We start from the raw sequence: 12576 nt of genomic DNA on the forward strand, positions 1-12576 counted from the left end.
CGTGGTCTGTGTCACTTCGGCCCGCAGGCCGTGCCTCCGGGTAGCCCGCCCTCCTAGGGTGAGTCCCATGATGGTCCCCGCGGCACTGCTCCTGCTCGGCGCGCTGACCGCGCTCGTCGCTCCCCGACTGCTCGCCCGGGCCGACTGGCCGGACCGCGAACCGGTGGTCGCCCTGTGGGCGTGGCAGTGCGTGGTGGCGGCCGTACTGCTGTGCTGCGCGCTGTCGATGACGCTCAGCGCGGCCGCGGCCTGGCAGGCGGTGCGCGGCCCGGTGTTCGCCCCGGCGCCCAGCGCGGTGGTGGAGGCGTACGCGCTCGGCGCGGCCGGGCCCTGGGCGGCGGCGACCGCGGTGGCGCTGGCCTGTGGCGGGCTCTGGAGCGCGGCGATGCTGGTCCGGGAGGTGCTGCGGGCCCGCGCGCGGCGGCGGCACCGCCGGACCGAACTGCTGGTGCGGGCGCCGCTGTTGCCCGGCGAGCAGGCCGGCGCGGGCCGCCTGGTGGTACTGGAGGGCGAGCGGCCCGACGCCTGGTGGCTGCCGGGGACGGCACCCCGGCTGGTCGTCACCACCGCCGCGCTGCGCCGTCTGAGGGGCCGCCAGCTGGACGCCCTGCTCGCCCACGAGCAGGGGCACGCGCAGGCCCGGCACGACTGGCTGCGGCACTGTTCGTCCGCGCTCGCGGAGGGTTTCCCGCAGGTGCCGGTGTTCGCGGCGTTCCGCGACGAGATGCACCGGCTGGTGGAACTCGCCGCCGACGACATGGCCTCCCGCCGCTTCGGCCGTCTCACCACCGCGCTGGCCCTGGTCGGCCTCAACCAGGACCGTGGCGCGTTCGGCCCCTGCCCGACCCCGCAGGCCCAGGTGCCGCAGCGGGTGAACCGTCTGCTGACACCCCCGGACCGGCTCCCCGTGGCCCGCCGCCTGGGGCTGACGGCGACGGCGGCGCTGGTGCCGGTGGTGCCGGTGCTGGTCGCGTTCGGACCCGGTCTGCACGCGCTGGGGTAGGGCGCCGGGGGGCGCCGTCCGACCCCGTTCCGTCCCGGAGATGGTGTCGCACCCCTCGGTCGGCGAGGATCGCATCATGCACCACGCGCTCGCCGACTCGCCTCCCCGCCCGCCGGCCCCACGTGCCTCCGTCCGTACCGCGCTCGCCCTCGCCGGGTGCTCGGTGCTGCTGCTCACCCTGGTCGCCCTGGAGTGGGGGCCGCTGATCGCGCTGGACGAGGGCATCGCCCGCACCACGCACCGCTGGGCCCACCAGGACCCGGGCCTGACCAGAACGTCCCGCATCCTCACCGACTGGGTCTGGGACCCCGACACGATGCGCCTCCTCGTCGCGGCCGTGCTGGTGTGGCTGGTGTGGCGGCGCTCGGCGTGGTGGACGGCGGGCTGGCTGCTGGTGACCGTCGCCCTGGCCACGGGGCTCCAGCAGTTCCTGAAGGCGGCGGTCGGCCGGGCCCGCCCGGTCTGGCCGGACCCCGTGGACTCCGCCCACTACGCCGCCTTCCCCTCCGGGCACGCCATGACGGCGACGGTGGTGTGCGGTCTGCTGCTGTGGCTGCTGCGCCGCCACGGCGTGACCGGCGTCCTGTGGCGTACCGCCTTCGGGGTGGCGCTGGTGTCCGTGCTCGGCGTGGGCCTGACCCGGGTGTGGCTGGGCGTGCACTGGGTCACGGACGTGGTCGGCGGCTGGCTGTTCGGCGCGACGGTCGTGGCGGTGGCGGTGGCCGTCTTCGAACGGCGGGCACCGGCGGAGTCGGAGCCGGCGCACAGGGCCTGAGGACCGCGGGGGCGTGCGCCCTAGGATCGCCGTATGACCGCTGTCCTGTTCGACTTCTCCGGCACCCTGTTCCGGATCGAGTCCGCCGAGTCATGGCTGCGGAGTGTGCTCGCGGAGCGCGGAACCGCCCTGCCGGAGACCGAGTTGGCCGCCACCGCGCGGGCCCTGGAGGCGGCGGGCGCGCTGCCGGGCGGGGCGTTCCCCGAACAACTGCCCGCGGCGCTCGCCGGGGTGTGGGAGGTGCGGGACCAGAGTTCCGCGCTGCACCGGGCCGCGTACACCGGCCTGTCCCGCCAGGTGCCGCTGCCCGATCCGGCGCTCCACGACGCCCTGTACGACCGCCACATGACCCCGGCCGCCTGGGCGCCCTACCCGGACGCCGCCGAGGTGCTGGGCGCGTTGCGGGAGCGCGGCGTCAGGATCGGGGTGGTCAGCAACATCGGCTGGGACCTGCGGCCGGTGTTCCGGGAGCACGGCCTCGACGCGTTGGTGGACGCGTACGTGCTGTCGTACGAGCACGGGGTCCGCAAGCCGGACCCGCGGCTGTTCGCCACGGCCTGCGCGGCGCTCGGCGTGGAGCCGGAGCGGACGCTGATGGTGGGCGACGACCGCCGGGCGGACGGCGGCGCGGCGGCGCTGGGCTGCCGGGTGCGCTTCGTGGACCACCTGCCGGTCGCCGAACGGCCCGACGGGCTGCGTCCGGTGCTCGGCCTGGTAGCGCCCGAAGGGCCCGCCGGACGGGCGTGAAAAACGCCGTTCCGCTCTGGACGATCCCCCGCGTCGCCCAGAGCGGAACGGCCGTACCGGCCCGGCCGACGGCCGCACCGGACGCTCTGAGTATAGTTGGCTGGCAGCCAGCCAACGTCGGAGTCCAGCATGTCCCCTCGTAGCCCCGCGGTCAATGAAGAGTTGCGGCGACGTTCCCGGGAACGGCTGCTCCAGGCGGCCGTTGAGGTCGTGGCCGAGCGCGGGTACGAGGCCACGACGCTGGCGGACATCGCCGACCGGGCGGGGTCGGCCCGCGGACTGGTGTCGTACTACTTCCCCGGCAAGCGCCAGCTGGTGCAGTCGGCCGTGCACCGGCTGATGCACCGCACGCTGGAGGAGGCGCTGGAGGGCGAGCCGCACACCGACGACGGGCGGGAGCGGATGGCACGGGCCATCGACGCGATCCTGGGCCTGGCCAGGGACCGGCCGGTGCTGATGCGTCAGCACATGGCGGGGCTGCTCGACTCCGAGGGGTTCGTGCAGTGCCCGGAGCAGCAGCGGCTCGCGGAGCTGCTGCGGGACACCGTGGTCCGGCACGGTTCGTGCGAGGTCGACACCGACTACCCGATGCTGCGCGCCCTGTTGATGGGCGCGGTGTACGCGATGGTGCTGCCGAACGTGGGGATGCCGGTGCGGCCCCTGCGGGCCGAGCTGTTCAAGCGCTACCAGCTCGACTGGCGGCACGGAGCCCCGCCGGAGGCCGCGGCGGCGTCCGGCGGGGCGTGCCGCGACGACCTGTCGCGGTTCTTCGCGACAGGCGCGACGGATCAGACGGGTGCGACGGGTGCGACGGGTGACACGGCCGGGGATCAGTCGAAGTAGTCCGGCTGGGTCTGCACGTTCAGCTCCCCGAGCCGCACCCGCTTGGCCGGGTCGGTCCGCCGGTCGCTGAGCTTCAGGACGTCGAAGCCCTTGGCGATGTCGTTGGAGTAGATGTGGCCGTTGTAGTAGTACGCCGACCAGGAGCCGCCCACGACCAGGCTGGTGGTGCTGAGCGGGCCGCGTTCGAAGTAGGCGATCTCCCTGGGGTGGGCCGAGTCGGTGAACTCCCAGACGGAGACACCGCCCTGGTACCACGCCTGGACCATGAGGTCCTTGCCCTTGACCGGGATCAGCGAGCCGTTGTGGGCGACGCAGTTCTCGGTGTCGGCCTGGTGGCGCGGGATCTTGTAGTAGCTGCGGAAGACCAGCTTGCTCTTCTCACCCTTGCCGACGATGTCGTAGATGCCGTCGGCGCCGCGGTTCGGGCCGGTCTCCTCGTCGCAGGTGGCGCCGCCGCCACCGCCCAGCTCGTCGGTGAAGACGACCTTCCTCGCGTTCTGGTTGAAGGTCGCCGAGTGCCAGAACGCGAAGTTGACGTTGTCCTGCACCCGGTCGATGACCTTGGGGTGCTCCGGGTCCCTGACGGACATCAGGATGCCGTCGCCCATGCAGGCGCCCGCCGCGAGGTCCCTGGAGGGCAGGACCGTGATGTCGTGGCAGCCGGTGGTCTTGGAGACGCCCGGGTTGGTGGGCGCGCCCGGGTTGCCGCCGCCGTCGGGGCCCTCACCCGGGAACAGCACCGGGAAGCTCACCACGGCCGCCTTCTCGGGCGCGTGCCGCGGCACCTTGATGACCGAGATGCCGTCGTGCGGCGGCTGGCAGTCGGGGTAGGCGGCGTTCGGCGAGTACGAGGAGACGTAGACGTAGACGTTGCGGCGCTCGGGCACCAGCGAGTGGGTGTGCGAGCCGCAGGCGGTCTCGACGGCGGCGACGTACTTCGGGTTGCGCTTGTCGCTGATGTCGAAGACCTTCACGCCCTCCCAGGAGGACTTCTCGGTCACCGGCTGCGTGGTGCTGTTGCAGCTGTCGTCGCTGCGCGAGGAGTCGGTGGACAGGAACAGCAGGTTCCCGGAGACGGAGATGTCGTTCTGGGAGCCGGGGCACAGCACCTGGGCGACCGTCTCGGGCGCCGCCGGGTCGCTGATGTCGAAGATGCGGAAGCCGTCGTAGTTGCCCGCGAAGGCGTACCTGCCCTGGAAGGCGAGGTCCGAGTTGAAGCCGGGCAGCAGGTCCTTCGGGATGTTGGTGAGGTGCTCGACGTTGGCGGAGTGGACGATCTCGTCCTGGCCGGGTATGTCGCCCTCGGAGATCGCTTCCCTGACCTGCTCCTGCGTGGTGCGGGAGACGCCCTCCCGGGCGGGCGGCGCGTCGCCGGGGTCGGGGGTGGCCACCGCGGGGTGGGCGGTGAGCAGGGCCGCCAGGAGGCCGACGGCCGCCGTGGCGACGCCGAGGCGTCTGTGCCGCGTTCGGGGATCGTTCGACAGGGTCACTGCTTCCTCCCTCGTTCCGTTCACGAAGAACGGTGCACGGATCAACGAAGTATGAGCCTGGACATGTCCGGTTCAAAAGAGGTATTTGGAGCCGCGGTTGGGGTTTCGATCAATGAGGCGCGGAACAGTGCTAGGACGTGTTGCGAAAGTCCCGTCGTCCGCCCGCAGGGCGGGCCGAGCGGCGCCATGGGGCCCCTGCTCAAGCGGAGCCGAGAGCCTGGGGGAGCGTGCTCCCGGCGTGCCGGGCGGAAGCCCTCGTACTGTGGGTGGTTACGTGGGCTCCCCCCGGTGCGGCGAGTGGGGCCCCTGCTCGAAGAGCGTGGGGGAGTGCCGGACGCCGGGCGGCAGGCGGGGCTCTCACAGCACGCCCTAGGACGGTCGTCGACACTCACGAGGTGTCAGCCCGTGCGCCTGCTACAGGAGGTCGTCGTGCCCAACCGCCATGCCCGCCGTGTCCGTTACGTCCCCGCCGCCCTCGCCGCCCTCGCCGCCCTCGCCCTCGGCGCCTGCGACTCCGGCTCGGAACCCGCGCCGGACGCGGCGAGCGGTCCCTCCGTGCTGGTGCCCGGCAGGCCCGGGGAGGAGAACCGCACGATGTCCGCCGAGGAGGCGGCCGAGCACCGCTCCGACGACGACACCCCCAACTCCGCCGACGTGTCCTACGTACGGATGATGATCGAGCACCACGCGCAGGCCCTGGTGATGACCGAACTCGTCCCGGACCGCGCCGAGTCGTCCAAGGTCACGGCGCTGGCGGAGCGGATATCGGCCGCGCAGGGGCCGGAGATCGGCGCCATGGAGGGCTGGCTCACCCAGTACGGCAAGGAGAAGGAGGGCGACGGGGACGAGGGCGGGCATGACCACGGGTCGATGCCCGGGATGGCGACCGAGGCGCAGTTGGAGAAGCTGCGGGCCGCGCGCGGTGCCGCCTTCGACCAGCTCTTCCTCACCCTGATGATCACCCATCACGAGGGGGCGATCACGATGGCCACGGACGTGAAGGCGCAGGGCAACAACGTCCGCGTGGAGGAGATGGCGGACGACGTGATCGCCCAGCAGACCAGCGAGATCACCCGGATGCGCAAGCTGCTCTGACGTCCCGCCGGCCGGTGGGCCGGGGCGTCAGGGGCGCGCGTGACGCGGGTTCAGGAAGCCCACGGCACGCGCCCCCGCGATCAGCCGGAGCGCCCCGCGGCGGCTGTGTCCGGTCGCGCGCATCACCGCGAGAACGGGGTCCACGCCCTGTTCCTGGGCCGTCCGGTACTCCCGCGCGACCAGCCACCGTCCCTCGGTCCCCCGCGGCCAGCCGGGCCGGGCGCGCCGCGCCCCGCCGTCACCGTCACCGTCACCGTCACCGTCACCGTCACCGTCACCCGACGGTGGGCCCCCGGCCCCGCACGCGTCCGCCAGCGGCCCCTCCAGCCAGTCGGCGAGCACCGTCAGGTCGTCGAGGGAGAGCGCGGGCCGGGCGCGTACCTCCTCAAGGCGGACACACCCGCCGGACACCACCGCGACGGCGGCGACCTCGGCGCCGTCGGCGAACGTCAGCCGCACCGGCAACCAGGTCGTCGCACCGGCGTCCTCCCGCACTTCCCACGCCGGGCCCACGGAGACATCGCCGTCCGCCGGATGGCGATCAGAAAGATGAAGAAAGGATGCTTCGAGCATACGCGCAACGTAACCGCATGATCACATTCCATACGAACGGACACGCGCTCCCGCCCTCTGTCAGCGCAACCGCCCCGGTGCCATGCTGGAGGCGTCATCGATCGCCTGATGAATCCCTCGGACGAGGAGTTCCGCAGTGCTTCGTGTCGCCGTCGTCGGCTCCGGACCCAGCGGGGTCTACACCGCCCAGGGGCTGGTCCAGCAGGACCCCGGGGTGCTCGTGGACGTCCTGGACCGGCTGCCGTGCCCGTACGGGCTGGTCAGGTACGGCGTGGCCCCGGACCACGAGAAGATCAAGTCGCTCCAGGGCACCCTGCGTACGGTGCTTGAGCACGAGCGGGTGCGGTTCCTCGGCGGGGTGCAGGTCGGGCCCGGCGGGGTGCCCGTGGAGCGGCTGCGGGAGCTGTACCACGCGGTGGTGTACTGCGTGGGCGCGGCGGCCGACCGGCGGCTCGGGATCCCCGGCGAGGACCTGCCGGGGAGCTTCTCGGCGACGGAGTTCGTGTCCTGGTACAGCGCCCATCCGGACGCCGCCGACTCCTTCGTCCTCGGCGCCCGCTCGGCCGTGGTGATCGGCGTGGGCAACGTGGCCGTCGACGTCACCCGGATCCTCGCGCGCGGCGCGGCGGAGCTGAGCCCGACCGACATGCCGCAGTCGGCGCTGACCGCGCTCACCGCGAGCCGGATCACCGACGTCCACATGGTGGGGCGGCGCGGTCCCGGGCAGGCCCGGTTCACCACCAAGGAGCTGCGCGAACTGGGCGCCCTGCCCGGCGCCGACGTCCTGGTGGACCCGGCGGAGCTGGCCCTGGACCCGGCGTACGCCGACCCGTCCGCGCTGCCCGCCGCGCGGCGCCGGAACGTCGAGGTGCTGCGGGACTGGGCGGAGCGGACGCCGCGGGGTGCCGCGCGGCGGGTCCGGCTGCGGTTCTTCCTGCGGCCGGTGGAACTGCTCGCCGACGGCGGGCGGGTGGGCGCGGTGCGCTTCGAGCACACGGTGCCGGACGGGCGGGGCGGGGTGGTGGGCACGGGGCGCTACGAGGAGGTGCCGGCGCAGCTCGTGCTGCGGTCGGTGGGCTACCGCGGGGTGCCGCTGGCGGGGCTGCCGTTCGACGCCGAGCACGGGACGGTGCCGCAGTCGGCCGGGCGGGTGCTGCGCGGGGGCGCGGCGGCGCCGGGCGAGTACGTGGCGGGCTGGATCAAGCGGGGCCCGACCGGGGTCATCGGCACCAACCGGCCCTGCGCCAAGGAGACGGTGGCCTCGCTGCTCGCGGACGCCGCCACCCTCGTACGCGCGGAGGTCCCGGAGGATTCCCTCACGGCGCTGCGGGCGCTCGGGATCGAGCCGGTGGGGTGGACGGGGTGGCGGGCCATCGAGCGGGCCGAGGCGGAGCTGGGGGCCTCGCTGGGGCGGCGTGTGGTGAAGTTGCCGGACTGGGACTCGCTGCGGACGGCGGCGCGACGGGCTTCGTAGCCTCGTGCGCGCGTCCGCGCGGGGCACCCGTGGCGTCCGTCCGCGCTTCCGAGCAGGTTGTGGACGGGTGAGCCGGGTCTCGGCTGAGGGATCTTGAACGGGTGGGGGCCTTCCGGTTCGGTGTGGACTGCGACGTCCACACCGAACAGAAAGGCCCTCGTGCCCCACCGCGATGCACCCCTCGTCCTGTGGTGGTACGTGGGCTTTCGCCCGGTGCGGCGAGAGGACGGGCCGGGCGTCGGGCGGCAGGCGGGACTTCCGCCACCCGCCCTAAGCGGTACGGCGCAGGGTGGCGACCGCCTGCTCCAGGCGCGGCAGGGCCCGCTGGCCGGTCACCGCCACGGCGATGGCCGCGGCCACCCCGGCCCAGGCGACCGGACCCAGCGGCGTGCAGCCGAGCGCCTGGCTGAGGCCCGGCGTCTGGATCAGGGCGACCAGGGCGGCGGCGGAGCCCAGGGAGGTGGCGCGGACCAGGGGGCTGTCGCGGCGGTCGGCGAGGGTCTGGGCCAGCTGCGTACCGACCACGCCGCACAGGGCCATGGTCGTGGAGCGGCGGGCGGTGCCCGGGGTGAAGCGGCCGATCAGCCAGGCGGTCACGGCGCCCAGACACGTCGTCAGCGCACGGTCGCGGATCTGCTTCAGCAACGGCTCGCCGAGGAGTTCGTTGCCGAGCGGCGCGCTGCCCGCCACCTCCAGGGCGGACGCGTCCTCCTCCGGCTCCCTCTGCGGGGTGACGGCCACCGCCATCGCCGGGAACAGGTCCGTGAACAGGTTCACCAGCAGCATCTGACGGGTGGACAGCGGCGCGGACCCGGCGAGCAGGGTGCCGACGACGCCGAAGCCGATCTCGCCCGCGTTGCCGCCGATCAGGATCGCGACGGCGTCCGCGACGCTGTGCCACAGGGCACGGCCCTCGGCGACCGCCTCGACCAGGACGGTGAGGTCGTCGCTGGTGAGCACCAGGTCGGCGGCGTTGCGCGCGGCGGCCGAGCCCCGGGCGCTGATGCCCACGCCGATGTCGGCGGCGCGGATGGCGGCGGCGTCGTTGGCGCCGTCGCCGACCATGCCGACCACCCGGCCCGCGTCCATCAGCGCCTCCACGACCTGGAGCTTCTGCTCCGGCGCCACCCGGGCGACGACGTCGACGCCGTGCAGCAGCCGGGAGCGCTCCGAGCGGTCGGCGGCGGCGAGTTCGTCGCCGGTTATCACGGCGGTGTCCTCGGGCCAGCCCAGCTCGACGGCGATCGCCCGCGCGGTCTGCGGGTGGTCGCCGGTCAGCATCACCGGCCGTACGCCCGCCTCGCGCAGCCCGCTGACCAGCGCGGTGGAGGTGTCGCGCGCCACGTCGGCCAGGGCGAGCAGCCCGGTGAACTCCAGGTCGCGCAGGGGCTCTTCGAGTACGGCGGAGTCCTGCTCGGCGTCGGTCAGCACCCGGCGCGCCACGCCGAGGACGCGCAGTCCGTCGGCGGCGAGGTCGTGCGCGCCCTCGGAAGCGTGGCCGGGCAGGTCGGCGCAGGCGGGCAGGATGACCTCCGGCGCGCCCTTGACCACCAGCACCCGCTGGCCGTCCTCGGTACGGCCCACGGCGGCGGCGTAGCCACGGCCAGCCTCGAACGGGCGGCCCTCGGTCTGGGTCCAGCCCGGGTCGTCGCGTCCGGCCGCGTCGAGGACGGCCTCGTCGGTGGCGTGGACGGGCTTGCCGGAACCGCCGTTGAGCTGCGGGCAGGCGCGGACGGCGGTGCGCAGGGTGACGTCTTCGCGGGCCTCGTCCGGCTTGCGGGCGGTGCCGTCGGCGTCGGTGACCCGGACCAGGCGCAGCCGGTTCTCGGTGAGGGTGCCGGTCTTGTCGAAGCAGAGCGTGTCCATCCGGCCGAGCGCCTCCAGCGTGCGCGGGGCGCGCACCAGCACCCCCCTGCTGCTGAGCCGACGCGCGGCGGCGAGCTGCGCCACCGTCGCCACCAGCGGCAGGCCCTCGGGGACGGCGGCCACCGCGACGGCGACGCCCCCGCTGACGGCCTGCCTGATGGGCGTACCGCGCAGCAGCGCCAGGCCGGTCACCGCGGCGCCGCCCGCGAACGTCAACGGCAGCGCCTTGCGGGTGAGTTCCTGGAGCCGCGCCTGCACTCCGGCGGCGGGCGGGGTACGGGCGGCCAGGTGCACGGCGCGGGCGGCCTCGGTGCGTTCGCCGGTCTCCACGACCACGGCGCGGGCGTGCCCGGCGACCACGGTCGTTCCCTCGAAGACCATGCAGCGGCGGTCGGCGACGGGGGCGCGCGGGGTCGGGTCGGTCTGCTTGTCCACCGGCAGGGACTCGCCGGTCAGCGCGGACTCGTCGACCTCCAGACCGTCCTCCCACAGCAGTCGCGCGTCGGCGGGGACGACGTCGTCGCCCTTCAGCTCGATCACGTCGCCGGGGTGCAGTTTCACGGCGTCGACGGTGTGCGCCGGGCCCTCGGTCTCGCCGTCCGCGACCCGCGCCTTCTGCTTCTGCTCGGCGACCAGACCGGACAGCGCCCGTTCGGCGCGCAGCCGCTGGACGCCGCCGACCAGGGCGTTCAGGTCGAGGGCGCCGACGACGAGCAGGGCGTCCACGATGGAGCCGAGGATCGCGGAGGCGGCCGAGCCGACCGCGAGGACGGGGGTGAGCGGGTCGTCGAGTTCGCCGCGTACGGCGTGCGCGAGCTGCGCGGTCCAGCGCAGCGGGGCGAGCGGGGGGACCTTGGCCGCGGTGTCCACGGCCTTGCGGACCCGCGAGGCGGCCTGTTCCAGCGGGGCGGGTGCCGCCTCCCGCGTCCGCTCCAGGCGGTTCCGCACCTCGTCCGGCGGCAGGGCGTGCCAGGCGACGCGGGGCCGCGGGTGCGGGGCGCGGGCCAGCGACACGCCGAGCGCGGAGCGGGCCCCGCCGAGGAGGGCCACGGCGGCGCTCACGTCGACGGGCAGGTGCCGTAGTCCGGGGACCAGGGGGCGGCGTTTCCCGCGGGACTCCCCCACGGCCACGAGCAGCCCGGAGAGGGCCGCGCCTGACCGGGCGAGGGTCTGGGCGCGGCGGCCGACCGCGCGGGCGGCGGGTACGGCGGTGAGCAGCCGCCACAGGTCGGGCAGGCCGTGCGGGGCGACCACGTCGGCGCCCCAGACGACGGCGGCGTCCTGGTCGGCGAGCGCGACGGCCACGTCCCCGCCGAGCAGCCCGGTGAGCACCTCGCCGTCGTCGGCGGAGCGCGGCCGGGCGACGGTGATCACGCCGCCGCGGTCCCGCATCCGGCGCACCACCTCCTCCAGCGGCCGGTCGCCGCTCACGACGTGGTCGGCGAGGGCGGTGAAGTCGCCGAGCGCGGGGTCCTCCACCACGACGACCCGCAGCCGGGCCCGCCGGGCGGCGTCCAGCACGGCCTCCGCCCACGGGTCGACGCCCTCCTCGGGGGTGTGCAGGGCGCTGGGGTGCAGCACCAGCGTCTGGGCGGTCTCCAGCTGCCACAGGCGGTCGGTGTCCCGCACCAGGATGCCGGTGCGGGCGACCGCGGTGCCGAGCGCCGCGTGGAAGGCGGCGGGCCCGTAGCGGGCGGCCTTGGGCGACCCGGCGAGCACCGCCTCCGCCGCCTCCGCCGCGTCCTGCTTGGCCAGCAGCGTCGCGGCGGCGCCGAGCACGCTCCCGGTGGAGGCGTGGGCGGCGTACTCCTGCGCCGGTGAGGTGCGCAGCGGCGGACGCGGACAGCGGTCGGCGGCCACGTCGGCGCGTCCGGGCGCGCACAGCTCGTCGTGTACGGCGTCGAAGGCCGCCGCCCGCGCGACCGTGTCCGCGAGCTGGAAGCCGCGCAGGGTCCCGTCCAGCAGCAGCGCCACGGGGGTCTGACCGGCGCCGTGGGTCGCGGCGTTCGCGGCGGCGAGGACCAGGTCCATGCGGGAGCGGCCGAGCCGGGCGCGCAGCCAGCCGCGGAACCGGGGGTTCTCCCGCAACAGCGTCACCAGGGCCGTCACATGGCGGGGCAGGGGCGGCAGCCGCAGGACGGACGCGGTGACCGCGGCGGCGGCCCCGGCCGCGTCGGCGGCGAGGGCCGCGGCGACCGTGCGCACCTCGGCCGGGTCGCCCGGGTGCGCGAACTCCTCGACGGCCTCGTCCTCGGGGCCGAGGCCGTGCCGCTCGGCCAGGTCGGTGGCCCTGTCCAGCACCCGGTCGGTCAGCGCGTCCTCGGTGGCGACCACCACGAGGCGGGCCAGCCCGCCGTCCCAGTAGGCGTAGGCGACGTCCGGATGCTCGGCCAGGGTGGCGGCGACCCGGCGCGCGGCGCTCTCCAGTCCGCCCGCCCGGCGCAGCCGCTCCCCGTGCGCGGGCCGCAGCGCGAGGTGCGCCCGCCGCCCGGAGCGCCACGCGGGGCCACCGCCGGGCAGCGCGTTGCGGCCGACCCGGGCCACCCTGACCACGGCGTCGGCGCCGCGTGCGCCCGCCCGCGCGGTCCCGGCCACCGCGCCCGCCGCCGCGCCCACCGCGGGTGCGGCTCCGCGCGCGAGCAGCCGGGGCGCCGCGAGCAGCGCCCCGGAGACGCCCGACGACGGTCCTGTCAGCAGAGCCAGTGCCATG

General features: G+C 75.0%; 9 protein-coding genes. 6 read left to right on the plus strand and 3 right to left on the minus strand.

Features of this window, described 5'->3' with window-relative positions; all coding sequences use genetic code 11:
* Positions 1 to 67 precede the first annotated feature (67 nt).
* The 4 genes from ABZ659_RS17100 to ABZ659_RS17115 all read left to right on the plus strand — a co-directional run bounded on the left by ABZ659_RS17100 (position 68) and on the right by ABZ659_RS17115 (position 3368).
* On the plus strand, positions 68 to 1003 hold the full coding sequence (locus ABZ659_RS17100) for a M56 family metallopeptidase (RefSeq protein WP_360219848.1): 936 nt from the start codon (positions 68 to 70) through the stop codon (positions 1001 to 1003).
* 76 nt (positions 1004 to 1079) lie between these two features.
* A complete protein-coding gene (locus tag ABZ659_RS17105) occupies positions 1080 to 1778 on the plus strand; it encodes a phosphatase PAP2 family protein (protein WP_360219851.1) in 699 nt (232 codons plus the stop codon).
* 33 nt (positions 1779 to 1811) lie between these two features.
* Positions 1812 to 2525: an HAD-IA family hydrolase gene (locus tag ABZ659_RS17110; protein ID WP_360219854.1), complete on the plus strand. Its 714-nt coding sequence runs from the start codon at positions 1812 to 1814 to the stop codon at positions 2523 to 2525.
* 129 nt (positions 2526 to 2654) lie between these two features.
* Positions 2655 to 3368, plus strand: coding sequence for a helix-turn-helix domain-containing protein (locus ABZ659_RS17115; protein WP_360219856.1), 714 nt, complete (start codon positions 2655 to 2657; stop codon positions 3366 to 3368).
* Here ABZ659_RS17115 and ABZ659_RS17120 read toward each other — a convergent pair.
* The gene (locus ABZ659_RS17120; protein ID WP_360219859.1) at positions 3356 to 4858 is read right to left on the minus strand and encodes a hypothetical protein; all 1503 of its coding nucleotides are present in this window, start codon (positions 4856 to 4858) and stop codon (positions 3356 to 3358) included. The genes ABZ659_RS17115 and ABZ659_RS17120 overlap by 13 nt on opposite strands.
* A 411-nt stretch (positions 4859 to 5269) precedes the next feature.
* On the opposite strand from ABZ659_RS17120, the gene ABZ659_RS17125 reads away from it, so the two are divergent.
* Positions 5270 to 5953, plus strand: a complete 684-nt coding sequence (locus tag ABZ659_RS17125; RefSeq protein ID WP_360220034.1) for a DUF305 domain-containing protein — start codon at positions 5270 to 5272, stop codon at positions 5951 to 5953.
* Positions 5954 to 5980: 27 nt separating this feature from the next.
* Here ABZ659_RS17125 and ABZ659_RS17130 read toward each other — a convergent pair whose 3' ends face one another.
* Positions 5981 to 6526 (minus strand): DUF6214 family protein, encoded by a 546-nt coding sequence (locus tag ABZ659_RS17130; protein ID WP_360219862.1) that lies wholly within the window; start codon positions 6524 to 6526, stop codon positions 5981 to 5983.
* Positions 6527 to 6662: 136 nt separating this feature from the next.
* Between ABZ659_RS17130 and ABZ659_RS17135 the strand changes: the two genes are divergently transcribed.
* Positions 6663 to 8000 (plus strand): FAD-dependent oxidoreductase, encoded by a 1338-nt coding sequence (locus tag ABZ659_RS17135; protein WP_360219865.1) that lies wholly within the window; start codon positions 6663 to 6665, stop codon positions 7998 to 8000.
* 270 nt (positions 8001 to 8270) lie between these two features.
* Here ABZ659_RS17135 and ABZ659_RS17140 read toward each other — a convergent pair whose 3' ends face one another.
* Positions 8271 to 12575: a cation-translocating P-type ATPase gene (locus ABZ659_RS17140; protein WP_360219868.1), complete on the minus strand. Its 4305-nt coding sequence runs from the start codon at positions 12573 to 12575 to the stop codon at positions 8271 to 8273.
* Position 12576 lies beyond the last annotated feature (1 nt).

It is taken from the genome of Streptomyces sp. NPDC006997 (genome assembly GCF_040635175.1).
Lineage (GTDB): Bacteria > Actinomycetota > Actinomycetes > Streptomycetales > Streptomycetaceae > Streptomyces.